The organism is Streptomyces sp. 3211.6 (assembly GCF_003634815.1).
Taxonomy (GTDB): domain Bacteria; phylum Actinomycetota; class Actinomycetes; order Streptomycetales; family Streptomycetaceae; genus Streptomyces; species Streptomyces katrae_A.
In genome coordinates this window covers 4,367,450-4,389,584 of the sequence record NZ_RBXC01000001.1, presented here as the reverse complement: position 1 = coordinate 4,389,584, position 22,135 = coordinate 4,367,450, and the positions used below count along the sequence as shown (strand labels likewise).

The 22,135-nt window shown below is 72.3% G+C and carries 24 protein-coding genes and 1 pseudogene; 10 read left to right on the top strand and 15 right to left on the bottom strand.

Annotated elements, in window-relative coordinates; all coding sequences use genetic code 11:
- Window positions 1-20 precede the first annotated feature (20 nt).
- Window positions 21-698 (top strand): phosphate signaling complex protein PhoU, encoded by a 678-nt coding sequence (gene phoU / locus BX286_RS20330; protein WP_079429026.1) that lies wholly within the window; start codon window positions 21-23, stop codon window positions 696-698.
- A 131-nt stretch (window positions 699-829) separates the two neighbouring features.
- Window positions 830-979, top strand: a complete 150-nt coding sequence (locus BX286_RS36680) for a hypothetical protein (protein ID WP_167344738.1) — start codon at window positions 830-832, stop codon at window positions 977-979.
- A 79-nt stretch (window positions 980-1,058) separates the two neighbouring features.
- On the opposite strand, the gene BX286_RS20325 is transcribed toward BX286_RS36680, so the two are convergent.
- From BX286_RS20325 to BX286_RS20305, 5 genes are all read right to left on the bottom strand, one after another.
- Complete coding sequence (locus BX286_RS20325; protein ID WP_121015761.1) at window positions 1,059-1,982, bottom strand: helix-turn-helix transcriptional regulator; 924 nt, start codon at window positions 1,980-1,982, stop codon at window positions 1,059-1,061.
- A 251-nt stretch (window positions 1,983-2,233) separates the two neighbouring features.
- Window positions 2,234-2,527, bottom strand: coding sequence for a hypothetical protein (locus BX286_RS36675; RefSeq protein WP_187344169.1), 294 nt, complete (start codon window positions 2,525-2,527; stop codon window positions 2,234-2,236).
- A 54-nt stretch (window positions 2,528-2,581) separates the two neighbouring features.
- Window positions 2,582-2,842 (bottom strand): hypothetical protein, encoded by a 261-nt coding sequence (locus BX286_RS20315; RefSeq protein ID WP_121015758.1) that lies wholly within the window; start codon window positions 2,840-2,842, stop codon window positions 2,582-2,584.
- Between the two features lie 329 nt (window positions 2,843-3,171).
- Entirely contained in the window at window positions 3,172-4,131 is a 960-nt protein-coding gene (locus BX286_RS20310; protein ID WP_079429022.1) for a DUF2637 domain-containing protein, read from the bottom strand.
- Window positions 4,124-4,381 carry a hypothetical protein gene (locus BX286_RS20305; RefSeq protein ID WP_079429021.1) on the bottom strand — a complete coding sequence of 86 codons (258 nt, stop codon included), beginning with the start codon at window positions 4,379-4,381 and terminating at the stop codon, window positions 4,124-4,126. The genes BX286_RS20310 and BX286_RS20305 overlap by 8 nt, the downstream gene beginning before the upstream one ends.
- A 501-nt stretch (window positions 4,382-4,882) precedes the next feature.
- Here BX286_RS20305 and BX286_RS20300 point away from each other — a divergent pair.
- Window positions 4,883-5,140, top strand: a complete 258-nt coding sequence (locus tag BX286_RS20300; protein WP_079429020.1) for a hypothetical protein — start codon at window positions 4,883-4,885, stop codon at window positions 5,138-5,140.
- A 276-nt stretch (window positions 5,141-5,416) separates the two neighbouring features.
- Here the strand turns inward: BX286_RS20300 and BX286_RS20295 are convergent.
- A pseudogene (locus BX286_RS20295) lies at window positions 5,417-5,668 on the bottom strand (UTRA domain-containing protein); the annotation flags it as partial.
- Between the two features lie 487 nt (window positions 5,669-6,155).
- Between BX286_RS20295 and BX286_RS20285 the strand changes: the two are divergent.
- Together BX286_RS20285 and BX286_RS36115 are read left to right on the top strand one after the other, a co-directional pair.
- Window positions 6,156-6,590: a hypothetical protein gene (locus BX286_RS20285; protein WP_121015755.1), complete on the top strand. Its 435-nt coding sequence runs from the start codon at window positions 6,156-6,158 to the stop codon at window positions 6,588-6,590.
- Window positions 6,591-7,012: 422 nt separating this feature from the next.
- The gene (locus tag BX286_RS36115) at window positions 7,013-7,858 is read left to right on the top strand and encodes a hypothetical protein (RefSeq protein WP_148710284.1); all 846 of its coding nucleotides are present in this window, start codon (window positions 7,013-7,015) and stop codon (window positions 7,856-7,858) included.
- A gap of 342 nt (window positions 7,859-8,200) precedes the next feature.
- Here the strand turns inward: BX286_RS36115 and BX286_RS20280 are convergent, their stop codons facing one another.
- Window positions 8,201-8,959 carry a phosphoglyceromutase gene (locus BX286_RS20280; RefSeq protein ID WP_079429016.1) on the bottom strand — a complete coding sequence of 253 codons (759 nt, stop codon included), beginning with the start codon at window positions 8,957-8,959 and terminating at the stop codon, window positions 8,201-8,203.
- A 150-nt stretch (window positions 8,960-9,109) separates the two neighbouring features.
- Here BX286_RS20280 and BX286_RS20275 point away from each other — a divergent pair, with 150 nt between their 5' ends.
- Window positions 9,110-10,429, top strand: coding sequence for an MFS transporter (locus tag BX286_RS20275; RefSeq protein WP_079429015.1), 1,320 nt, complete (start codon window positions 9,110-9,112; stop codon window positions 10,427-10,429).
- Window positions 10,430-10,562: 133 nt separating this feature from the next.
- On the opposite strand, the gene BX286_RS20270 is transcribed toward BX286_RS20275, so the two are convergent.
- Both BX286_RS20270 and mshA read right to left on the bottom strand, forming a co-directional pair.
- Window positions 10,563-11,060 carry a YbjN domain-containing protein gene (locus tag BX286_RS20270; RefSeq protein ID WP_079431861.1) on the bottom strand — a complete coding sequence of 166 codons (498 nt, stop codon included), beginning with the start codon at window positions 11,058-11,060 and terminating at the stop codon, window positions 10,563-10,565.
- Complete coding sequence (mshA, locus tag BX286_RS20265) at window positions 11,053-12,435, bottom strand: D-inositol-3-phosphate glycosyltransferase (RefSeq protein ID WP_079429014.1); 1,383 nt, start codon at window positions 12,433-12,435, stop codon at window positions 11,053-11,055. Before mshA ends, BX286_RS20270 begins: the two co-directional genes overlap by 8 nt.
- Before the next feature lie 236 nt (window positions 12,436-12,671).
- Here mshA and BX286_RS20260 point away from each other — a divergent pair, with 236 nt between their 5' ends.
- The 3 genes from BX286_RS20260 (at window position 12,672) to BX286_RS20250 (ending at window position 16,439) form a co-directional block, all read left to right on the top strand.
- Entirely contained in the window at window positions 12,672-13,484 is an 813-nt protein-coding gene (locus BX286_RS20260; RefSeq protein WP_121015752.1) for a class I SAM-dependent methyltransferase, read from the top strand.
- Between the two features lie 212 nt (window positions 13,485-13,696).
- Window positions 13,697-14,812: a C40 family peptidase gene (locus BX286_RS20255; RefSeq protein ID WP_100863210.1), complete on the top strand. Its 1,116-nt coding sequence runs from the start codon at window positions 13,697-13,699 to the stop codon at window positions 14,810-14,812.
- Window positions 14,813-15,215: 403 nt separating this feature from the next.
- Window positions 15,216-16,439 carry a PP2C family protein-serine/threonine phosphatase gene (locus BX286_RS20250; protein ID WP_079429011.1) on the top strand — a complete coding sequence of 408 codons (1,224 nt, stop codon included), beginning with the start codon at window positions 15,216-15,218 and terminating at the stop codon, window positions 16,437-16,439.
- On the opposite strand, the gene BX286_RS20245 is transcribed toward BX286_RS20250, so the two are convergent.
- From BX286_RS20245 to BX286_RS20230, 4 genes are all read right to left on the bottom strand, one after another.
- The gene (locus tag BX286_RS20245; RefSeq protein WP_079429010.1) at window positions 16,436-16,777 is read right to left on the bottom strand and encodes a DUF2516 family protein; all 342 of its coding nucleotides are present in this window, start codon (window positions 16,775-16,777) and stop codon (window positions 16,436-16,438) included. The genes BX286_RS20250 and BX286_RS20245 overlap by 4 nt on opposite strands.
- Before the next feature lie 116 nt (window positions 16,778-16,893).
- A complete protein-coding gene (locus BX286_RS20240; RefSeq protein ID WP_079429009.1) occupies window positions 16,894-17,475 on the bottom strand; it encodes a hypothetical protein in 582 nt (193 codons plus the stop codon).
- A 22-nt stretch (window positions 17,476-17,497) separates the two neighbouring features.
- Window positions 17,498-17,950 (bottom strand): helix-turn-helix domain-containing protein, encoded by a 453-nt coding sequence (locus BX286_RS20235; protein WP_079429008.1) that lies wholly within the window; start codon window positions 17,948-17,950, stop codon window positions 17,498-17,500.
- A 175-nt stretch (window positions 17,951-18,125) separates the two neighbouring features.
- Window positions 18,126-19,016 (bottom strand): sigma-70 family RNA polymerase sigma factor, encoded by an 891-nt coding sequence (locus BX286_RS20230; protein ID WP_079431860.1) that lies wholly within the window; start codon window positions 19,014-19,016, stop codon window positions 18,126-18,128.
- Window positions 19,017-19,194: 178 nt separating this feature from the next.
- Here BX286_RS20230 and BX286_RS20225 point away from each other — a divergent pair, with 178 nt between their 5' ends.
- Complete coding sequence (locus BX286_RS20225; protein WP_121017696.1) at window positions 19,195-19,980, top strand: SDR family oxidoreductase; 786 nt, start codon at window positions 19,195-19,197, stop codon at window positions 19,978-19,980.
- On the opposite strand, the gene BX286_RS20220 is transcribed toward BX286_RS20225, so the two are convergent.
- Together BX286_RS20220 and BX286_RS20215 are read right to left on the bottom strand one after the other, a co-directional pair.
- Entirely contained in the window at window positions 19,977-20,792 is an 816-nt protein-coding gene (locus BX286_RS20220; RefSeq protein WP_100863213.1) for a putative protein N(5)-glutamine methyltransferase, read from the bottom strand. The genes BX286_RS20225 and BX286_RS20220 overlap by 4 nt on opposite strands.
- A 43-nt stretch (window positions 20,793-20,835) precedes the next feature.
- On the bottom strand, window positions 20,836-22,080 hold the full coding sequence (locus BX286_RS20215; RefSeq protein ID WP_121015749.1) for a GNAT family N-acetyltransferase: 1,245 nt from the start codon (window positions 22,078-22,080) through the stop codon (window positions 20,836-20,838).
- Between the last annotated feature and the right edge of the window lie 55 nt (window positions 22,081-22,135).

The window sequence follows — 22,135 nt, the reverse complement described above, 5'->3', positions numbered from 1 at the left end:
AGCAGGCAGGAGAAGGACACATGCGCGACGCGTACCACGAGGAACTGGACTCGATCGGAGAGAGCCTGGTCGAGATGGCCCGGCTCGTCGGTTCCGCGATCGGGCGGGCCACGACCTCCATGCTGGACGCCGACCTGAAGCTCGCCGAGAGCGTCATCGCCGCCGACCAGAAGGTCGACGACCTTCAGCACGACCTGGAGGCCCGCGCCATCGCCCTGCTGGCCCGCCAGCAGCCGGTCGCCACCGACCTGCGCATCGTCGTCACCTCGCTGCGCATGAGCGCCGACCTGGAGCGCTCCGGCGACCTGGCGCAGCACGTGGCGAAGCTGGCCCGGCTGCGGTTCCCGGACCGCGCGGTGCCGCGCGACCTGCACGCGACGATCCTGGAGATGGGGCAGCTGGCGCAGCGCCTGATGGCGAAGGCGGCCGAGGTCATCATCACGAAGGACGTCGACCTGGCCCTCCAGCTGGAGCAGGACGACGACGAGATGGACCAGCTGCACCGCACCCTCTTCCAGCACCTGATGGACGACCGCTGGAAGCACGGCATCGAGACGGCCGTGGACGTGACCCTGCTGGGCCGCTACTACGAGCGGTTCGCGGACCACGCGGTGTCGGTGGCCAAGCGCGTCGTGTACCTGGTGACGGGCGAGCACGCGGACGAGCTGCAGCAGCCGACGCAGGTGGAGGGCATCTGAGCGCCCGGGCGTTCCGCGCCCCTGCGGGGCCCCAATGCGCCGTTGACGCGCCGCTGTGGCTGGGCATGAATGAGGCGAAGGCACTGCGCCGTCCCGTACGGCGTCCTGTACGCCGCCCGCGAGGAGGATCCATGCCCGATTCCCCCGTCCCCATCACCCCGGAGCAGGAGCAGCCGCCCCGTCCGGAGCCCCTGCGCCTGCCCCTGCTCGCGGCCTGCGGCTGCGGGTCCGGCTGCGGCTGCGGCTGCCAGTCCGGCGCCCCCTGCCAGTGCGGGGGCTGACGGCCCCACCGCTGCCCGCCCGCGAAGCCGTGAAAGGGCCCCGTCCACCACACCGGACGGGGCCCTTTCGCGTACCGCCTCACACTGCGGATCCGGCGGTGGAGCTGCCCGTAGGTGCGAGAAGCGGATCTCCCGCCCGTGCCGGCGGAACGGCTTGGAGCCCCTTGATGAGGTCGTTGACGAAGTGCCGTGTGTCCTCGGGGTTGAGCGCTTGCGCCTGGAGGTGGTCGTACATGACGTGGTACGGGTACCGGTCGGCGTACTTCTCCAGGTAGAGGTCGCTGGTGAAGCGTTCCAGGTAGACGACTCCCGTATCGGAGTCGGGGAACCCGAGGATGGAGAACTGCCCCAGGAGCCCGGCGTGGGCCCCGGTGGTGTGGGGGAGGATCTGCACGGTGATGTGCGGCTGGGCGCCGAGCGTGTTCAGGTGCTCCAGCTGTTCGCGCATGATCTCGCGGTCGCCGACCCTGCGGTGCAGCGCGGATTCGTCCAGGACCGCCCATAAGCGGAAGGGGCGGGCGGGGTGGTGCGCCCGGTGCTGGCGCCGCAGCCGGACCTCCAGGCTGATGGCGGCCTGTTCGTCCGTGATGCCGGGGACCGTTTCGACGATGAGGGCGGCCGCGTAGGCCCGGGTCTGCAGCAGGCCGGGAATCACGAGCGGCTCGTAGGTGTGGATGGAGGAGGCCCCCGTCTCCAGTCCGATGTAGACGCCGTAGGGGACGTCGCCGCAGGAGACCCACCAGCCCTGCTGGCCCGATTCCCTCGCCGCCCGCATCAGTGCCTCGATGACGTCCTGGTCGGCGACCCCGTAGAGCCGGCACAGGTCGCGCACGTCCCGCGGATTGATGGGGCGGCGGCCGGTCTCGATGAGGCTGATCTTGGACTGCGACACCAGCAGACGGCCTGCCGCCTGTGTGGACGTCATACCCGCGGCCTTGCGGAGCTGCCGGAGTTCGGCACCCAGACGGCGCCTCCTGACCGTGGGATGTCCGTTCGCCGCCATGGGCGGTCTACCTCCAGCTCCAGAACACGCGCAGGCTGCACACCCCCACGGTCGACACCGACAGACGCATTGTGCATACGCGGCCGAACAGGCCGTGCATCCGCATGGCGAGCACCACCTGTTCGGCCCAATGCGGATTGACCGGACGTCCGCTTGGGGCCCGTAATGGCCGATCAAAGCATGGATGCGCATATTCATACCGCACTGTCGGAGACGGGGCGGCGGGGACGCGGAGCCGGATCGGGGCTCGGTCAGGAGGTGCCGGTGATCCATCGCCGAAGGGCCGCGTAGGTGGTGTCGTCCACCAGGGTGAGCACCTCGATGGCGTGCAGGTCTCCGGCGCGCGGCGGGATGCCCGCGGCGGTCAGGCACGCGTGCAGGTCGAGGCGCCGGCGGTCGGCGGATTCCGGGACGGCCGGCCGGAGGGCAGGGTCGGGGAGGGGAGCCGACAGGGGGGTCGGGGGAAGCCGGGCGTCGGCTTCCTCCTCGTGCGGTAAGCCCCGCAAGCCGGGGAGCCGGTAGGGGTCGGTCTGCCACGCGTTCATGCGGCCTCCTCCGAACCGGTCACCTGCCGGAGGTCTCCGGCCCGGCCACGGGGCTCACGGCTGCCCGGCTTCCAGGGCGCGGGCGCCCGCGGCGATGACCTCGGCGAGCCGGTTGGCGACGGCGACGCTGCACCCCCCGAGCCGGACGAAACCCCGGCAGCCCAGGGGTCCGTCGTTGCACAGCGAGGGAAGGACCAGACCGGCGAGCGCGAGTGCGGCCTGAAGGTTCGCGACGGCTTCCTCACCGGCCTGGTAGGCGGTGTCCTGGAGCCGCTTGTACCGGATGCGCTCGGCATGGGTGAGTTCATGGACCATGGTGTCGCCCTCTCGGTCTGTGTGGAGTGGATGAAGCGCGCCGCGCCGCGCCGCCGCGCCGCGGACACGGCGGGTCAGGGCCCCTGGTGGTGGCAGGGGTCCCGGGACGGGGTCGCGGCCGGTCAGCGCGGGAGACCCGTAGGGCTGAGACTGTGCGCCGCCCGTGACCTATGGGTTTCGATCTTCGTTCCTGAGATGCACGTGATCACGTTCGTTGGAGTCCGGGAGGGGGCCCGAGGTGTCCGAGGAGTCAGCGACGCCCGACTTCGTCGCGTCGCGTGCCGGCGACGCCGCGCCCCGCGGGGCCGCCGTCTCGGACCCCTGCGGGCTCATGATCCGTAGCGGATCCGGTAGCCGGTGGAGGCGCGGAGGGATTCCCTCCAGTCCCGCACCGGGTAGTCGGGGAGCCCGGCGTCCGGGCCGCCCGCCGCGGCCTGCGGCCGGAGCTGGGCGGGCCGGCTGTTGCGGTGCCGGGGTGCGAGTTGCCGCGGCGGGCGGGTCAGGGTGATCTGCCGTACGAGTTGCTGGAAGCAGGCCAGCGCGGCGATGGGCGGCAGTGTGGCCGCCGCCTGCGCGGCGAGGGTTCTCGGCGCCTGGGCCACGCAGAGCAGTGTGGCCAGGGTGGAGAACAACAGGACGACGGACCAGGAGTGCACGGCCCGGCGCTGGTGCAGGGCGGCCCTGAGGATGGACAGGGAGGCGACCATCCAGGGCCCGTAGATCAGCAGGGGCCACCAGCCGGCCACGTCGTGCGCGGTACGCGGACCGGCGCTGTGGCGCAGGGCCTCGCAGACGGCCAGGCCGCTGTACATGCTGACCACGGCGGCGATGACGGCGACCAGCACGGCGGTGCAGAGGCTGCCGGTACGCAGGAGGGCCACCACCGACGTCTTCGCCCGGCTCCCCCGGCGGTGCCCGCCCGGGGCCGGCGTGCGAGGCCGTTGCCCGGCCCCCGGCGAGAACCCTCCGCCGGCCGGGCCGGAGGAGAGGCCCGGGGCGAGGGGCGGGGTGAAGCCGGCGGACAGGCCGGAGGCGAGGCCGGCTCCGCTGACCGTCTCGCCGGTCTCGCCGGTCTCGCCGAAGGCGAGTTGGTCGAGCGGCTCCGCCCGACTCGGCGCCATGGCCTCCCGGCAGAGATGGGCCAGCTCCTCCGCGGGGTCCCAGGGGGCGTTCGCCTCGCCCAGCCCGAAGAGCGGGTAGCCGTAGGCGGTCTGCTGCGTCAGGTCCGGCTCCTGCCAGAACGCGGTGGGCTCCGGCTGCGGGGCGTAATGTCCGTACTGCTCATTCACGGAACATCTGCCCGGAGCACTCGCCGGCCGGCGTCTTGAGCGACGCGGCCTCCTGGGACCTGCGGTTGAACTCGTTCTGGATCCGGCGCACCACGTCCAGGAAGTCCTCGAACACCGAGGACGAGTACTGGAGGTCGACCTCCAGCCCCTCGCACTGGAGGGTCGCGCCCTTCTCCAGGGCCGAGCCCGTCGAGACGGGCGTGTACGTCCACTTCCCCACCCGTGCGGCCCGGTTCTGACCGTCGCGCACGTCGCTCTGAGCGCCCCACGGGAACGTTGCTGTGTGCTGTGCTGTTGTCATAGTCCACCCAACGCTCCGGATACCGGCGAGGGTGTGCTCCGTCCAGGTGATGGTGGCGAACCAGACGTGTGTTGACCAGTGTCTTTTATCGGTTCTACGCCCACCGGCCACCCGCCAGGACGCTGGTCCGCACCCGGTTGGCGCAGCGATCCTGCCAGCTCGCAGCGGGGGAGGCGGAGCCAGATCGGTGCGATTCGGACTCGATCGGCTCAGGCGCCCGTGACCCCCACCCCGCCCGCTGCGGTCACATCATCGGGCCGGGGGAGTACGCCGCGCACTGAGCCGCACCACGGGCGCTCACACCGGCTCGCGCGCCCCCGACCGGGAACTCCCCCCGGCCATCCGAACGGCTGACGCAGCGCAACCCGGCATATGCCTTCGCGTTATGACGAGGTATCGCCGGGGGGCCGGAGGGCGCCCCCCGATCACCTCCACCGGAGAGGAGCCGCAGTGACAGACACCCTCGTGTGGTTCGCACTGATCTGCTCGGTACTGGGCACGGGTGCCACCGCCTTGACCTCGTCGGGCGTTGGCCGCCTGCACCACTTGGACGCCCGCGAACTGCGGCGCCAGCAACGCTTCGAAGACATCCTGTCCCTGCACGTCGAGGCGACGAGACCACCCCGGATGAGCCTGCCCGCGGCCGCACCCGAGGCGACCGGCACGGCGGCCTGCACCGCATGCGGCTCCGCGTCCGTCCACCTCTGATCCGGCCGGGGTGCCGCGCGGCCTCCTCAGCCGGCCCGGCACGCGCAAACGCCTCCCACCGGCGCCGTACGCGCGGGTGGGAGGCGTGATCGCAGGACCTACTTTCTTGCCCTGGTTGTTGCTCCGGGCTGGGGCTTTACCGGGTAAAGATGCCCTGACCTGCGGTCGAGCAGTCAGCGATGGTCACCGCCGGCCACCGCCGATCACCCTTCCACGGCCCAGCGACGGCCCGGGGACGGCCCCACGGCCCGGCCCCCGTGGGCCCTTCGAACCGGGCTACCGACTGACGGGGATCTCGTAGACGACCTCGCACAGAGCGGAAGGGATCACGATGTCCGCCGTTTCCACGGGCTGGCCCTGGTCGCTGTAGTACGTCCGCCGGATGTGGGTGACGAGTGCGCCCTTCTGGACCCCGAGGAGCGAGGCCTCCTCAGCACTCGCATGCCGCGGCTCGGGCTGCTCGACGGCATGGCTGACCGTGATGCCGATCTCCGCCATCCGGTTCACGACGCCGACCCCGGCGTGCGGCCACACCCGCCGCCCAGCCGAGGCGGCACACCCACGTCTGCTAACCGGCACCCCTCGACAGGGCACGCGAGAACCCCCGCCTACCGGTCGGCCTCATGCGCGATCGGCACACACCACGAGTGCGCCCACTCGTCTCCGGCCAAGGCCCCGATCGGCATCCCCGTGATCTACGAAGTGTGCGACTGCCCCTGTCACCCGGCAGCCAACCAGCCGGAGGCAGAGCAGTGAGAGGCTGGTCCGCTACTGGTGCACTCGCGATCACCATCGAAATCACCTCGCTCAGCGTTCGGCGCGGCGACGTCATTCAGATCGGCGGCCGAGCGTGCCGGGTCACCGATCTCGTTCAACTTTCGTCCGCCACCCACGGCGCAGGACCACGTACACCGGCGGCCGACCCTCGGCCTGGACCACGCCCTCCGCGCCCCTCCGATCAACCGTCCATGCCAGGAACCTCCGGGCCCGCGCCCCCCTGACCACGCTCCTCAAGGTGGCGGACGGCACCTTGCTCACCGAATTCCTGTGCATCACGCACGAGGGCTGGTCGCCGCAGAGCCTGTCCCGCATCTACATCCCCCGCGACCTGATGCCGGCCGACCTGTCGGCCCCCTCCGAAATAGCGACCCACCTGACCGAACTCCGCCCGCCCCTGGCCGAAGTCCGCGAGACGGCCCGCTCCCGCCTGGCCGACAGCACGGAGGAGATACAGCTGGGCCTGGGCACCGAACTCCTGGACCACGCCCGTGAAGTACTCGCCGACACGGAGGCAGACCCGGGGGAACTCCACCTCCTGGCCGCCGACCTCACGGGCGCCCTACACGCCGCAATCCGAGTAGCCAAGAGCCGCGGCCACCGCCTAGCCAGCCGGACCCTCGGCACCCGGACGGGACCTCCCGCGCCCCTGCATCCGCCGGCGTTCCACTAGCCGCAGCACTCCTCAACCAGCGACAGGGCAGCCACAAGAGCATTACGGGCCGCCCTGTCGTGGGGCGCACACGACTCCGGAGGCCCCGTGCGTCTCACGCGTTTCAGCAGGTCAGAAAGCGCCCGCGCGGCGCAGGGAGTACGGCACGGCTGCAAGGTCGGATCGCCTTCGCGGGAGGACGGCACACCCTGTCGCGCTCTCTCCCAGAAACACCGCTCGTCAGCCACAGCACAGATTCGTCGTCAAGGTCCGAGGTCCCGTGACGTGACCGGGGCACTCCGAGTGCGGCCCACTGGTAGCGCGGGATGGAGGTCAGGTGCCCCTCCCGAGGCGGCGGAACTCCATTGGTTCGACCGCCGGAATGTACCCATGCCTGCGGGGCCGCCGTCAGGCAGCCCCGCTCATTCTTACAGGAGGAAACCATGGCCCTTACTGTTAATGCGGTGACTGTCGACGGTCAAAATCGCATCAACGCCGTCTATCGGTACGATGGATTTGGAACTTCGTGGACTAAAATCAAAGGCCCGGTCACCGTCTCCGGTACTTTTGGAGGCGGGTGGGGGCTAGTCATCGGGAGTGCTGACGGAGCCACGGCAGATCAGGAGTTCAGTTACAACGGCAGCCCGTTCGACTGGCAATTCCTGAGTCTCAGTGGTGCGTCGTACGCTGTCACCGACGACACGGTGTACAAAAGGTCCGCCGACGGAAGCGCAGTGCTCCAGTTCGATGGCTTCGAAGACGATGGAAGTCCGCTGTGGAGCAAGATCGGCGATTCTTCCTTCGAACTCATTGGTGGCCGATTTGGGCTGATGGCACGGATGCCGAACTCTATCGACGGTCTCACATTCCTCTACACTGGAACTCCAGGTAAATGGGAACACATAGGGGAAAAGGGCGGTGCGTACGCAGTCTCATCCGATACCGTATACAGAACGGAACCTCACGGCAACACGGTATTCCAATACGACGGCGTCGGAACCTCCTGGACCGACATAGGGAGTCCCCGTGGTGGTACCGATACGCTCACTGCAGGAGGTTTCGGGCTCATCGCTACCGCATTTGTAGCGAATGGGCTATTCCGATATCGCGGTAACCCTGGCAACTGGGAACGCATAGGCGACTTTAGTATCTCGTGCGCGGTCACCGACGACACGGTATACAGAGTGGGCGCTAACGGGACCGTTTTCCAATACGACGGTTCCGGGATGTCCTGGACGTCAATCGGCCGCCCTGACCGCGTGCACACCCTCGTTGTCGCCGGAGAATGAGCGGTCCGGACAGGGTCCCCTGCCCGTCGTCGCACACCCCGTGCTCACGATCGGGAGCAGCACGGCGCGGGGGCCGGTGGCGGACCCTGTGGACAACCCCTCAAGACGTACGCGCGTAGGTCACCTCCCCCACGGACCGGGAGGAGGCCGCCTGATGGCCGGGCACATCCAGGACCGCTGGTACAAGGTCGGACCCGGCCCCGGCGGCAAGCCCGTCGAGGGTCCAGATCCACTGCAGCCGGCACGTCCGGCGCGTCTGACGGCCCACGGGCGGCCCCAGGAGAGCGAAGAGCCCCTCCCCCGCCGGGAAACGGCAGGTGAGGGGCCCTTTGAGCTAACGGGTTACTTCTTGCCCTGGTTCTTGACGGCCTCGATGGCGGCCGCGGCGGCCTCCGGGTCGAGGTAGGTGCCGCCCGGGGTGAGGGGCTTGAAGTCGGCGTCGAGCTCGTAGGAGAGCGGGATGCCGGTCGGGATGTTCAGGCCCGCGATGTCGGCGTCGGAGATGCCGTCGAGGTGCTTGACCAGGGCGCGCAGGGAGTTGCCGTGCGCGGCGACCAGGACGGTGTGGCCGTCGAGGAGGTCCGGGACGATCGAGTCGTACCAGTACGGGAGCATGCGGACGACGACGTCCTTGAGGCACTCGGTGCGCGGGCGCAGCTCCGGCGGGATGGAGGCGTAGCGCGGGTCCGCGGACTGGGAGAACTCGGTGCCGTCCTCGAGGGCCGGCGGCGGGGTGTCGTACGAGCGGCGCCACAGCATGAACTGCTCCTCGCCGAACTCGGCGAGGGTCTGGGCCTTGTCCTTGCCCTGGAGGGCGCCGTAGTGGCGCTCGTTCAGGCGCCAGGAGCGGTGGACGGGGATCCAGTGGCGGTCGGCGGCCTCCAGGGCCAGCTGCGCGGTGCGGATGGCGCGCTTCTGGAGGGAGGTGTGCACGACGTCGGGGAGCAGGCCGGCGTCCTTGAGCAGCTCACCGCCGCGGACCGCCTCCTTCTCGCCCTTCTCGTTGAGGTTGACGTCCACCCAGCCGGTGAACAGGTTCTTCGCGTTCCATTCGCTCTCGCCGTGGCGGAGGAGGATCAGCTTGTACGGTGCGTCGGCCATGCGTACGAGCCTAGTGGACGGCCGGGCGCGCCTGCGCGCGGTCCGGGCGGGGGTCGATTGACGCGCGGCGTCAATTGAGTGGCGGGCGGCGGACCCCTCTCGTAATGTGCCGGACGGATCAGTGACTCTTACATCCCCGGGGGGATCCTTATGTCAGTTGCCCGTCTGAGCCGTGCTGCCCGGGAGAGCGTCTCGGGTCTGCCACGCGCGTTCTGGTGGTTGTGGGCCAGCACGCTCGTCAACCGGCTCGGGGCCTTCGTCGCCACGTTCATGACCTTGTACCTGACCCTGGAGCGGGGCTACTCCGCCTCCTTCGCGGGACTGGTGGCCGCCCTGCACGGGCTGGGCGGGGTCGTGTCCTCGCTGGGGGCCGGGGTGATGACCGACCGGCTGGGGCGGCGGCCGACGATGCTGGTGGCGCAGGTGTCCACGGCGGGCACGGTGGCGCTGCTGGGGTTCATGGAGCACCCGGCGGCGATCGCGGCGGTGGCGATGCTGGTGGGGATGGCCTCGAACGCCTCCCGGCCTGCGGTGCAGGCGATGATGGCCGACATCGTCCGGCCGGAGGACCGGGTACGGGCCTTCGCGCTGAACTACTGGGCCATCAACCTGGGCTTCGCGGTGAGCTCGGTGGCTGCGGGGCTGGTCGCCGAGTACAGCTACCTGGCGGGGTTCCTGGGCGAGGCGGCGCTGACGCTGCTGTGCGCGGTGCTGGTGTTCGTGAAGCTGCCGGAGTCGCGGCCGGAGGCGGCCGCGGGGGGTTCGGGTGGCTCGGGTGGCTCCGTGGCGCAGGCGGCGCCCGAGGTCGGGCTGGGGAACGTGCTGCGGGACGGCCGGTTCATGGGGGTCGTGGGGCTGTCGTTCCTGATCTCCCTGATCTTCACGCAGGGCTCGGTGGGCCTGCCGGTGGCGATGGGTTCGGCCGGGTTCTCGCCCGGGGACTACGGGATGGTCATCGCCGTGAACGGGGTGCTGATCGTGGTGCTCCAGCTGCCGGTGACCCGGTTCATCGAGCACCGCGACCCGCGGCGGCTGCTGGTGGTCTCGGCGCTGCTGGCGGGGTACGGGTTCGCGATGACGGCGTTCGCGGGGCCGCTGTGGGCGTACGCGCTGACGGTGTGCGTGTGGACGCTGGCGGAGATCGTGAACTCTCCGACGCAGATGGGGCTGGTGGTGCAGCTGTCGCCGGTGCACGGGCGCGGGCGGTACCAGGGGATGTACACGCTGTCCTGGTCGGTGGCCTCGCTGGTGGCTCCGCTGATGTCGGGGCTGGTGATCGACCGGTGGGGGGCCGGGTGGCTCTGGGCGACGACGGGCGTCCTGGGGACGGTGGCGGCCGGGGGGTACTGGGCCCTGATGCGGGGGCTGCCGGTGGGTGCCGGTCGGGCTTCGGGACGCAGCGCGGCGCCGGGCAGCGGGCCGGGCGCCGGTGGCGGGGCGGCGACGGTGGCGGCCGCTGCCGAGGCATAGCCGGTCGGGGGGGCGGAGGTGCGGGGGTGCGGAGGTGCCGCTGCGCGGAACCGTCTCCCCGCCCCGCCCTTTCCCCGTTTCCCGGGCTGCGCCCGGACCCGCGCCTCACACGCCGGCGCGCGCGGGGCGGGCGTCAGGAAGGGGTGTCGGTCGGGCGGGTCAGGTGTTTGAAGGCGTCCAGGTTGCGGGTGGACTCGCCCCGCGCCGTGCGCCATTCGTACTCGCGGCGGATCGCGCTCGCGAAGCCCAGCTCCAGGAGGGTGTTGAAGGCGCCGTCCGCCGCCTCCAGGACCGTGCCCAGGAGGCGGTCCAGGTCCTCCGGGGTGACCACTGACAGCGGGAGCCGCGCCGTGAGGTAGACGTCGCCGAGCGGGTCGACCGCGTACGCCATGCCGTACAGCTTGAGGTTGCGCTCCAGGAGCCAGCGGTGGACGCCCGCCTCGTTCTCGTCGGGGTGGCGGATGACGAACGCGTTCACCGACAGCGAGTGGCGGCCGACCCGCAGGGAGCAGGTGGTGCTCAGCTTGCGGGTGCCGGGCAGCTGGACGACGTACGTGCCGGGCTGCGGGCTCTCCCAGCTCAGCTCGGCACCCGACAGCGTGGACTCGATGATCGCGGCGGTGTCAGCCATGGTGGGAGCGTACGCGACGGCGGTGATCATGCATCGCGGCGGTGTACACGTCGGCGGTGCCGCTGGCGGCGGTGTCCCAGCCGAAGTGCTGGGCGTGCCGGGCGGCGGCGGCGCCCATGCGGGGGGTGAGGCCGGGGTCGTCGACGAAGCGGCGCAGGGCGCGGGCGTAGTCGACGGGGTCGTGGCCGGGTACGAGGATGCCCGTGACGCCGTCGTCGACGGCGACCGGCAGGCCTCCGACGGCCGCGGCGAGGACCGGCGTGCCCGTGGCCTGGGCCTCGATGGCGACCAGCCCGAAGGACTCGTTGTAGGACGGCATGACCAGCACGGACGCCGCCCGGAACCAGTCGGCGAGCTGGTCCTGGGCCACCGGCGGGTGGAAGTGCACGAGGTCGGTGATGCCGAGTCTCGCGGCGAGCTTCTGGAGCCCCTCCGGCTTGGCGAGGCCGCTGCCGCTGGGGCCGCCGACGACGGGGACGAAGAGGCGCCCGCGCAGGGCGGGGTCGCGGTCGACGAGTTCGGCGACGGCGCGCAGCAGGATGTCGGGGGCCTTCAGCGGCTGGATGCGGCCCGCGAAGAGCGGGATCACGGCGTCCTGCGGCAGGCCGAGGCGGGCGCGGGCGGCGGCGCGGCCGTCGCCGGGGGTGAAGCGGTCGAGGTTGACGCCGGGGTGGACGACGGCGACCTTGCCGGGGTCGGCCTCGTAGTGCCGTACGAGTTCGTCGGCCTCTTCGGCGGTGTTGGCGATCAGCCGGTCGGCGGCGGCGACGATCTGGGTCTCGCCGATGACGCGGGCGGCCGGCTCGGGGGTGTCGCCTTCGGCGAGCGCGGCGTTCTTGACCTTGGCCATGGTGTGCATGGCGTGGACGAGGGGGACGCCCCAGCGTTCGGCGGCGAGCCAGCCGACGTGGCCGGAGAGCCAGTAGTGGGAGTGGACGAGGTCGTAGTAGCCGGGGCGGTGGCCGGCCCAGGCCTGCATGACGCCGTGGGTGAAGGCGCACAGCTGGGCGGGCAGCTCCTCCTTGGCGAGGCCTTCGTACGGTCCCGCGTCCACGTGGCGCACGAGGACGCCGGGGGCGAGCTCGACGGCCGGGGGCAGGCCGCCGGTGGTGGCCCGGGTGAAGATCTCCACCTCGATGTTGATGGCGGCGAGGCGGCGGGCCAGCTCCACGATGTAGACGTTCATACCGCCGGCGTCGCCGGTGCCGGGCTGGTGCAGCGGTGAGGTGTGCACGCTGAGCATGGCCACGCGGCGGGGCTTGCGGTGGTGCCCCATGGCGGGGAGGCGCAGGCGGGGCGCGTCCTGGCGGGCACCGCGGGCGGCGGCGATGCGGCCGCTGATGCTGCCGCCGAGGCGGGACACGTACTGGCTCAAGGGAGCAGTTCCTCTCGCTCGGATCGCGGCGCTCGGATCACGCGGACGGCGGGCTGGGCGGTGTGCCGGTGGGGCGGCACGGTTGAAGCTGTTGGCGGCATGACTGCGGGAGCGCGCGCGGCGCTCTGCAAGGAGTGCAACCCGGATGGCCGTCCCCCGCATTCCGGGGCGCGGGAACTTCCTGCTCGGGACGCCGGATTTTTTTGCGGGCCGGGGGCTCCGCTTACGCTCGGCGCATGGTCTCCCGCAGCACTCCGCCACCGCCGAAGCGCCCTGTGGGCACCGTGACGCGCGGGACGACGAACCCGAACCGGCTGCGTCGGATGGACCGCTGGATCGCCGCCGTGCACGGGCCGGCGCTGCGCCGGGCGGACGCGCCGGTGGCGGTGGACCTGGGGTACGGGGCGGCGCCGTGGACGGCGGTGGAGCTGCTGGCGCGGCTGCGGGAGGCGGCGCCGGGGGTGCGGGTGGTGGGGATCGAGATCGAGCCGGCGCGGGTGGCGGGGGCGAAGCCGTACGAGCGGGAGGGGCTGAGTTTCCGGCACGGGGGCTTCGAGGTGCCGCTGGACGGCGGGGAGCGGCCTGCGCTGATCCGGGCGGCGAACGTGCTGCGGCAGTACGAGGAGGAGCAGGTCGAGGCGGTCTGGGAGCGGCTGTGCGCGCGGCTGGCTCCGGCGGGGCTGCTGGTGGAGGGGACCTGCGACGAGATCGGGCGGCGGCACGTGTGGGTGGCGCTGGGGCCGGAGGGGCCGCGGACGGTGACGTTCGCGACGCGGCTGGGTTCGCTGGAGCGGCCGTCGGACCTGGCGGAGCGGCTGCCGAAGGCGCTGATCCACCGGAACGTGCCGGGGGAGCCGGTGCACGCGTTCCTGCGGGACTTCGACCGGGCGTGGGCGGCGGCGGCGCCGTACGCCTCGTACGGGGCGCGGCAGCGGTGGATCCGGACGGCGCGGGCGCTGGCCGGTGACTGGCCGCTGGCGGACGGGCCGGTGCGGTGGAGGCAGGGGGAACTGACGGTGCGGTGGGAGGCGTTGCGCCCGGCGGGGTGAACCTCGCGCCGTGGGGGAACCGGGGGTGGGGGCGGCCCGTTGAGTCGTGCGGGGTGGACGGTGCGTGGCCGGTCATGATCGGAGCGGAATCCGGAGGGTGTTGGAATTCGCCGGTTCATGGCACCATCCCGGAGGCAGTGCCAAGTTACTGACGAATAGTCAGATCTGATGTCCGGTGGCATCGGCTCTGACTCGGGGCGCCTGGGGGAGCCATGGGGACCGTGAAGCGAGCGTCGTCACGCCGGAGAGGGGCGTCCGCCCTGACCCTGCTGTGCGCGATGGCGATACTGACGGCCCCCGGACTCGCGACGAGCCCGGCGTTCGCCGCCCCGTCCGCGCCCGGCGCCCCGTCCGCGCCCTCCGCCCCTTCGGCTCCCGCGCCGGAGCCGGGCGCCAAGACCCTGGAGCAGGTCCGCAAGGAGATAGAGGACCTCTACCGTCAGGCCGGCAGCGCGACGGACGCCTACAACCTCGCGGAGAGCGAGACGAAGGCGCAGTCCGAGCGGATCGTCCAGATCGCCAACCTGGTGGTGGCGGGCCAGGACCGGATCGCCACCCTGAAGGACCGCGCGGGCGCCGCCGCCCGCGCCCAGTACCGCTCGGGCGGCCTGCCGCCGGGCGCGCAGCTCGCGTTGAGCGGCAGCCCGTCCGAGTTCCTCGACGGTGCGGGCCGGTTGCGGCAGGGCGAGAAGGCCACCACGGACCTGCTGGCGGAACTGACCCGCACCCAGGCCGACTTGGAGCGGTACGCCAAGGACGCGGGCGCCGTCTGGCAGAAGATGGAGGACAACCGGGTCAAGAAGGAAGCCGCCAAGAAGGAGATCGAGGGCAAGATCAAGGCGGCGGAGGGCCTGGAGAACAAGCTGGCGGCCGAGGAGAAGGCCCGGCTGATCCAGCTGGAGCAGGACGCCCAGTACCAGGCACAGACGGCCTGGCTGTCGTCGGGCGCGATGAAGGACGTCAAGGGCCTGGCCTCGGAGGCGGGGAAGAGGGCGGTGCAGTTCGCCACCGCGCAGATGGGCAAGCCGTACGTGTGGGGCGCGGAGGGCCCGGCCTCCTACGACTGCTCGGGGCTCACCTCACAGGCGTGGCTGGCGGCGGGCCGCCCGATCCCGCGCACCTCGCAGGAGCAGCTGCGGCTGCTGCCGAAGGTCGCGCTGAAGGACATGCGGCCCGGGGACCTGATCATCTACTTCGACGACGCGAGCCATGTCGGGATGTACGTCGGGGACGGGGCGATCGTGCATGCGCCGCGGCCGGGGCGGACCGTGACGATGGCCGGCGCGGGCTCGATGCCGATCAAGGCCGTGGTCCGGCCCGACGCGTAGGCCCTGGCCGGGCGGGGGTACGGCTCCGGGGGCTACCGCTGCCGCTACGCGGCGCGGGGCCGCCCGGCCTCCCGGTCTCCGCCCCAGACCCCGCGCCTCGAACGCCGACGGAACTGGAACCAGCCCAGGGCGACGGAGGAAGGGCGGGGCGGGAAGGCGGCTCCGCGCAGCGGCATCCGCGGCCCGGCCCCCTGTGACCGGGGTCTCGCCCCGGCCCCTGTGACCGGGGTCTCGGGCCGGTTCCCCATGCCGTGACGTTGGTCATCCCGGGTGGGCGGGTTTCCGCCGGGATGGGGGCATATGGCGCGGGCACTCGCCCGCTCCGGCATTCCCCCTCCCCACCCCCGCCCGCTAGGGTCCCGGCATGAGCGCACTTCCGGGGGGAGGCAAGGAACCGGAGACGATGCCCGTACCTGTACCGCGGCAGAGGGAAACCCCCGCCCCGGAGAACGGCCCCGCCCCCCAGGCGGCGGCCTCGCTGACCCTGCTGGTCATCGAGGACGACCCCGCGGGCGGTCTCACCGTCCCCGAGATCCTCGACGCCGACGGCCAGCGCATCCGGCTCCGCACCGCCCGCAACCTCACCGAGGCCGCCCGGCTGCTCACGCCCGACGTGCACTGCGTGCTGCTCGACCTGGCCCTGCCCGGCCCCGGCGAGGACGGCTTCGGCGCCCTGCGCGAGGTCCTCCGTATCGCACCCCGCCACGCCGTGCTCGTGCTCACCGCCGAGGCCGACGCCGAACGCGCCGCCGAGGCCGTGCGGGTCGGCGCCCAGGACTTCCTCTTCCGCGACGAGCTCGACGGCCGGCTCCTCAGCCGCGCCATCCGCTACGCCGTGGAGAGAAAGCGGGCCGACATCGCGCAGTACAAGCTTGCAGAATCGAAACTTCGGGCCCAGGAGAACGCCCGCCTCGAACGCGGACTGCTCCCCACCCCCCTCCTCGACGGCTCCGGCCTCCGCTTCGCCGCCCGCTACCGCCCCGGCCGCAGCCGGGCCCTCCTCGGCGGCGACTTCTACGACGCGGTCCGCACCCCCGACGGCACCGTCCACGCGATGATCGGCGACGTCTGCGGCCACGGCCCCGACGAGGCGGCCCTCGGCGTGGAGCTGCGCATCGCCTGGCGCGCCCTGACCCTGGCCGGGCTGTGCGGGGACGACCTGCTCGCCACCCTCCAGGAGGTCCTGGAGGTGGAGCGGCCCTGCGAGGAGATCTTCGCGACCCTGTGCACGGTGGACATCTCCCCCGACGGCCGCCGCGCGGGCCTGTGCCTGGCCGGCCACCCGGCCCCGCTGGTCTCCCGCCCCGGCCGCGCCGCGCGGCTGCTGCCGTACGAGAACAGCGGACCGGCCCTCGGGCTGCTCCCCCGGGCCCGCTGGCCCCGCCGCCAGGTGGACCTGGGTGGCACCTGGAGCCTGATGCTCTACACGGACGGCCTCATCGAGGGCCGAATCGGCGAGGGCCGCGAGCGCCTCGGCCAGGACGGGATGGTCGACATGATCAACCGGCACCTGGAGGACGGGCTCACCGGCGAGAACCTACTGGAAGCCTCCGTCACCGAGGCCCGGCGCCTCAACGGCGGCGAGCTCACCGACGACGTCGCCCTCGTCTTGCTCTCGCGCGGCTAGCGGCCGCCGTTGTAGGGACCGTACGGGCCGTCGCTGCTGCTGCCGCCGCGGCGCCGGTCGCCTCCGCCCGAGACCTGCTTGAGCGCGGGGCGGACGTCGACGAAGAACACGATGGTCGCCACCAGGCCCGCGATCTGCAGGAACAGCATCCCGAGGAAGAAGTCCACCAGGACCGTGACACCCAGGATGACCAGCCAGAAGGTCTTGGTCTGCTTGTCCGCCGCCCGGTAGGCGTCCTCGCGCGCCAGCAGCGCGAGCACGAAGGCCACGACGGCGAGCGCCAGCATGGCGTAACCGAGCAACGGGAGGACCCCGTCATCGAACCCCTGCATCAGCATCGTCTCGACCGCCTTCTCGCGTCCAGCACTTCCGACTCCACGCTACCGTCCGATCGGCCTTCCGAAACGAGAACGAACCGGACACCCCGCGGGTGCCCGGTTCGACCCCGGACGGGTCAGCTCTCCTCGGAGGCCTCGGCGGCGGCCTTCCTGGTCCCGTTGCGGCGCGCCGCGGGCTTCTTCGCGGCGGGCTTGTCCCCGGCCTCGGCGGAGGCCTCGGCCCCGGCGCTCTCGGCCGGAGCGTCCTGCGTCGCCCGCGCGGGCTCCGGCTCGACGATCTCGGCGATGTCCACGATCTCGTCGGCGACCTCGCCGCGCCAGGCGCGGACGGCCTGCTCGCCGTGCTCGGCGACCTTGTCGTAGGTCTCCTTGGCCCGGACGGCGTACTCGGCGGCCACGCCGACCCCGCGCAGCGCCAGGTCCTGGGCGGTCTCGCCCAGCTTCTTCGGGTCGATCGCCCCGAAGACCTCGACGACCCGGGCCGTGACGGCCTCCTGGGCCACCTTGGCCTTCTCCTGCACGACCTTGGGATCGGTGTCGAGCACGGCCTCGATCCGGGCCGGGGCCTCGGCACGCAGCTGCTCGATCAGGCCGGGCACCTTCTTGGCCTGCTGAAGGGCCAGGTCGGCGGTACCGGCGGCGAAGTAGAGGGGGGTGGGGTCGGTGAGGGTCTTCTTCAGGTCATCGGCGATGGCCATGTGCGGGTCCTCCCGGATCCGGTCAGTTCGTGGGTGGCACCGCGCCGTCGTCGGCACGGGTACCGGCAGCCGCGTCGGCATCGGCTCCGGCATCGTCATCGGCATCGGCGCCGGGGGCCTGGTCGGCCTCCGCCGCGTTCTCCTTGCGGAACGCGTCGTAGATCTGGAGCAGCACCTGCTTCTGCCGCTCGTTGATCGACGGGTCGGAGAGGATGACGGCCCGCGTCTCCACCTCGTCCCGGTCCCGCTCGTCGAGGATCCCGGCCTGCACATACAGGGTCTCGGCGGAGATCCGCAGCGCCTTGGCCAGCTGCTGGAGGATGTCCGCGCTCGGCTTGCGCAGCCCGCGCTCGATCTGGCTCAGGTACGGGTTCGACACCCCCGCCGCATCGGCGAGCTGCCGCAGCGACAGCTGGGCCTGCCGCCGCTGCTCGCGGAGGTATTCGCCGAGGTTCCCGACGTTGAGCGATGCCATGCTCCGATCCTGCCGCACCTTGCTAACTATTGCAAGCACCCTGCTTGCAGAAGCGCCCACCCGGGGGGCGGCCGGCCGGCGCTGATCTACGCCGCCCCCGCCGCCGCCGTTCTGGCCCTGGTCTGAGACCGGGGCCGGGGCCGGCGGCGGCCCGGGCCCCGGAAACAGCGGGACCTCAGTCCTCCAGGGCCGTCAGGTCCAGGGCGCCCAGGCGCTCCGGGTCCGACAGGACGTCGATCGCGACGATCCGCCCCTCCACGACCGTGAAGGCCATGACCGACACGGCCCGGTCCTTGCGGACCACCACGACCCCCGCGGCGCCGTTGATCAGCGCCGGGCGGACGAACGGCACCAGCGAGCTGTACGTGACCGCCTGGCCCGCCACCGTCCGCGCACCGGTGAGCACCACGGTGAGCGCACCTGCGGCCCCGCCGTCCGAACGCAGCACCACGTCCGGGTCGAGCACCGACAGCAGCGCCTCGAACTGCCCGTCCCGCGCGGCCGCGAAGAACGCGTCCACCGCCTCCCGCTGGCGCGCGAGGTCCTTGTCCGGAGCCGGGGCCTGGCCCTGCACCTTGCGGCGGGCCCGACTCGCCAGCTGACGGGTCGCCGCCGAGGTCTTCTCGACCAGCGGGGCGATCTCCTCGAACGGCACCGCGAACATGTCGTGCAGGACGAACGCCAGCCGCTCCGCCGGCGACAGCGACTCCATCACCACCATCAGCGCCAGCCCCACCGAGTCGGCCAGTATCACCTCCTGCTCCGGGTCGATCCGGCGCTCGGAGCGGATCAGCGGATCCGGGATCCGCGTCTCCAGCCGCTCCATCGGATCCTCACGCCGCTGCTCGCGCGAGCGCAGCATGTTCAGGCAGATCCGCGAGATCACGGTCGTCAGCCACCCGCCGAGGTTCTCGACCCCGCTCACATCGGTGCGCTCCAGCCGCAGCCACGTCTCCTGGATGGCGTCGTCGGCCTCGCTCAGCGAGCCGAGCATCCGGTAGGACACCGCCCTCAGATGACTGCGGTGCTCCTCGAAGCGCGCCGTCAGCTCCGTCAGGTCCGTCAGGTCGCTCACGCCCGTCACGCCCGTCACGTCCGTCGGATTCTTCGACGACGAGTTCTCGTCCACCTGTCACATTCCTTCCTCACTGCGGGTCAGAGCAGTAGACCGCACACCCCCGTGAAACCGAACGGGTTCAAGCCCGGGACGTCAACTTCCGTCCCATCGATCGGAGATGACCCAGATGACGGACACGACCGGATCCCCCCGCCCCTTCCTCGTCACCGGCGGCACCGGAACCCTCGGCAGCCTCGTCGTACCGCTCCTGCGCGCGGCCGGTGTCCCCGTACGGATCCTCAGCCGCAGCGCCCGCCCCGCCGCCGACGGCGGCGTCACCTACGTACGCGGCGACCTGATCGAGGACGCGGGCCTCGACGCCGCCCTCGACGGCGTCGAAACGGTCCTGCACCTGGCCGGCGGCCCCAAGGGCGACGACGTCGCCGCCCGCAACCTCGTGCGCGCCGCGAAGGCCGCCGGGGTGCGCCACCTCGTCCTGATCTCCGTCATCGGCGCCGACACCGTCCCCCTGGGCTGGTTCCGGACCAAGCTCGAAGCGGAACGGGCCGTCTCCGGGTCCGGGCTGCCCTGGACCACCCTGCGCGCCGCCCAGTTCCACGAACTGGCCCTCACCGTCGCCGAAAAGCTCGCCAAGCTGCCCGTCGTCCCGGTCCCCGGCGGGGTGCGCTGGCAGCCCGTCGACTCCCGGGAGGTCGCGGCCCGGCTCGTCGAACTGGCCCTCGGCAAGCCCGCCGGGCTGGTCGCCGACATCGCCGGGCCCGACGTCCGCACCCTCGGCGACCTGAGCCGCGACTACCTGCGGGCGCGCGGCAAGCGGCGCCTGATGATGCCCGTCCGGATGCCCGGGAAGGCCGGCCGCGCCTACCGCGCCGGGGAAAACCTCTCCCTCGACGGCGCGGTAGTGGGCGAGCGCTCCTGGGAGGCCTTCCTCGCCGAACGCCTCGCCTCCTAGCGGCCCTGCCCGCCACCCTGCCCGGCGCCCTGCCCGGCCGGCGCGCGGCCGACCACGACGGTCGCGTGCAGTTCCTCCGAGGTGGCCGCCCGCACCGCGAGACCCCCCGCCGTCAGCGCGGACGCCGTCAGCGGCGCCTGCCGGGCGCTGGTCTCGATCAGCAGGTGGCCGCCCGGGGCCAGCCAGCGCAGGGCCTGCGCCGCGATCCTGCGGTGGACGTCCAGGCCGTCCTCGCCCCCGTCGAGGGAGACCAGCGGCTCGTGCACCCGGGCCTCCGGCGGCATCAGCCCGATCTCCCCCGTCGGCACGTACGGGGCGTTGACCACCAGGACGTCCACCCGCCCGCGCAGCTCCGCCGGCAGCGCCCCGTACAGGTCGCCCTCCCAGACCGCTCCCCCGTACGGGGCCACGTTGCGCCGGGCGTACGCCAGCGCCGCCGGGTCGATGTCGGCGGCGTGCAGCTCGACCCCGCCCGGCACCTGGGCGGCCACCGCCGCGCCGAGGGCGCCGACCCCGCAGCACAGGTCCAGCACCACGGCGCCGGGCCGGGCCAGCGCCACGGCCTCCTCGGCAAGGAACTCGCTGCGCCGGCGCGGCACGAAGGCCCCCGCGCCGACCTCCACGCGCAACCCGCAGAACTCCGCCCAGCCGACGACGTGCTCCAGCGGCTCCCCCGCCACCCGCCGGGCCACCAGGCCCGCCAGCCGGCGGTCGTCGCCGGAGGCGGCCGCGATCAGCAGCCCGGCCTCCTCCTCCGCGAAGACGCAGCCCGCGGCGCGCAGCTGCTCGACGATCGATGTCACGTGTCCCATCCTCGGCTTCCGGTACGGCAACGGCGACGACCCGCGGCCCGGGTCAGAAGACGTCCGGGCACCACGGCCGCCGGGCCGTGCGGAACACCGCGTCGGCCAGCGCCACCGCCCCGGCCCGCTCCTCCGCCACCCGCCCCAGCGCCGCCAGCCGCGCGGCGGATTCGTCGCCGAGGTAGAGCGAGCCGAGCACGGACACGTCGAGGGCCAGGTCGGCCGGGTCCTGCGTACGGACGCAGGTGCCGGCCGCCGCGTCCAGCCGGTAGCGGCCCTCCGCGAGCCCGGCCGCGTCCGCCACCTCCAGGACCAGGACCCCGGGCACGGCGTACGTCCGGGCGGCCAGGGCCCGTTCGACATCGAGCAGCCGCAGCCACACGAAGTCGGCCGAGGTCACCGGCCGGGCCGCACGCGGGTCGGGCAGCAGCAGCGGGAGGAGGTCGTCGGGGGCGCGGTAGGCGGTGCGGACCTTCAGCACCCAGTCGATGGAGCACAGGTACCGCCACAGGGCGCGCTCGGCGGCCGGGGTCAGGGCGATCAGGTCCTTGACCTGGAGGGTGTTGAGCGGGCGCTTCTCGTCCGTCCAGGTCTCGTCGGCCGAGTACACCGCGAAACCGGCCGGCTCGCCCGCCGGGTCCCGGTAGAGGGCGTGGAACTTGGGCTTGTAGGGCCGGCCCTGGGCCGGCTCGATCCCACAGGCGATGTCCCACCAGCGGGCGCTGCGGCTGACCGTGCCATGCCCGGCCGCCCGCAGCCGCTCGTGGATCCGGGGACCGGTCTCGCGGAGCTCGGAGGCGTCGATCAGGTCGATGCGGCCGCCGTCGCCGGGGACGGCGGCGCTGGGGTCGAGGCCGCTGCGGGCGACGTCTATCTCCCATTCGACGATGCCGGTGGCGGGCCCGTACCCGTACCGGCCGTAGATCGGGTACTCGGCGGCGATCAGGGTGGAGACGACGTCGCCGCGCTCCTTGGCCGCCGTCAGCTCGGCCGCCATCAGCCGGGTCAGCAGGCCCTGACGGCGGTGCGTGGCCGTCACGCTGACGTTGGTGACGGCACTGGAGGGCACGCTCGCCCCGCCGGGGACGGTCAGTTCCTGGGCGAAGGAGCGGAAGGTGGCCACGCAGCGGCCGGTGTCGGTGTCGAAGGCGCCCTGCGTACGGGTGAGGTCCCAGTGCTTGCTGCGCAGCGCCACGTCGGACTCGGGAACCGGGGCCGGCATCAGGAAGCCCGTGTTCAGGGCCCGCATCCACTCGGGGAGTTCGGATTCGGCGATCGGCCGGATGTCAGCACTCATATCCGGTCACGCTAACGGCCGCACCGAGCCGAGTCGCCCGAATTTCCGCCCGGCC

What these genes read in the sequence shown, in the direction of transcription:
- phoU (WP_079429026.1), top strand. Translation starts at nt 21, where the DNA reads ATGCGCGACGCGTACCACGAGGAACTGGACTCGATCGGAGAGAGCCTG.
- BX286_RS36680 (WP_167344738.1), top strand. Translation starts at nt 830, where the DNA reads ATGCCCGATTCCCCCGTCCCCATCACCCCGGAGCAGGAGCAGCCGCCC.
- BX286_RS20325 (WP_121015761.1), bottom strand. Translation starts at nt 1,982, where the DNA reads ATGGCGGCGAACGGACATCCCACGGTCAGGAGGCGCCGTCTGGGTGCC.
- BX286_RS36675 (WP_187344169.1), bottom strand. Translation starts at nt 2,527, where the DNA reads ATGAACGCGTGGCAGACCGACCCCTACCGGCTCCCCGGCTTGCGGGGC.
- BX286_RS20315 (WP_121015758.1), bottom strand. Translation starts at nt 2,842, where the DNA reads ATGGTCCATGAACTCACCCATGCCGAGCGCATCCGGTACAAGCGGCTC.
- BX286_RS36115 (WP_148710284.1), top strand. Translation starts at nt 7,013, where the DNA reads ATGGCCCTTACTGTTAATGCGGTGACTGTCGACGGTCAAAATCGCATC.
- BX286_RS20280 (WP_079429016.1), bottom strand. Translation starts at nt 8,959, where the DNA reads ATGGCCGACGCACCGTACAAGCTGATCCTCCTCCGCCACGGCGAGAGC.
- BX286_RS20275 (WP_079429015.1), top strand. Translation starts at nt 9,110, where the DNA reads ATGTCAGTTGCCCGTCTGAGCCGTGCTGCCCGGGAGAGCGTCTCGGGT.
- BX286_RS20270 (WP_079431861.1), bottom strand. Translation starts at nt 11,060, where the DNA reads ATGGCTGACACCGCCGCGATCATCGAGTCCACGCTGTCGGGTGCCGAG.
- BX286_RS20260 (WP_121015752.1), top strand. Translation starts at nt 12,672, where the DNA reads ATGGTCTCCCGCAGCACTCCGCCACCGCCGAAGCGCCCTGTGGGCACC.
- BX286_RS20255 (WP_100863210.1), top strand. Translation starts at nt 13,697, where the DNA reads ATGGGGACCGTGAAGCGAGCGTCGTCACGCCGGAGAGGGGCGTCCGCC.
- BX286_RS20250 (WP_079429011.1), top strand. Translation starts at nt 15,216, where the DNA reads ATGCCCGTACCTGTACCGCGGCAGAGGGAAACCCCCGCCCCGGAGAAC.
- BX286_RS20245 (WP_079429010.1), bottom strand. Translation starts at nt 16,777, where the DNA reads ATGCTGATGCAGGGGTTCGATGACGGGGTCCTCCCGTTGCTCGGTTAC.
- BX286_RS20240 (WP_079429009.1), bottom strand. Translation starts at nt 17,475, where the DNA reads ATGGCCATCGCCGATGACCTGAAGAAGACCCTCACCGACCCCACCCCC.
- BX286_RS20235 (WP_079429008.1), bottom strand. Translation starts at nt 17,950, where the DNA reads ATGGCATCGCTCAACGTCGGGAACCTCGGCGAATACCTCCGCGAGCAG.
- BX286_RS20225 (WP_121017696.1), top strand. Translation starts at nt 19,195, where the DNA reads ATGACGGACACGACCGGATCCCCCCGCCCCTTCCTCGTCACCGGCGGC.
- BX286_RS20220 (WP_100863213.1), bottom strand. Translation starts at nt 20,792, where the DNA reads ATGGGACACGTGACATCGATCGTCGAGCAGCTGCGCGCCGCGGGCTGC.
- BX286_RS20215 (WP_121015749.1), bottom strand. Translation starts at nt 22,080, where the DNA reads ATGAGTGCTGACATCCGGCCGATCGCCGAATCCGAACTCCCCGAGTGG.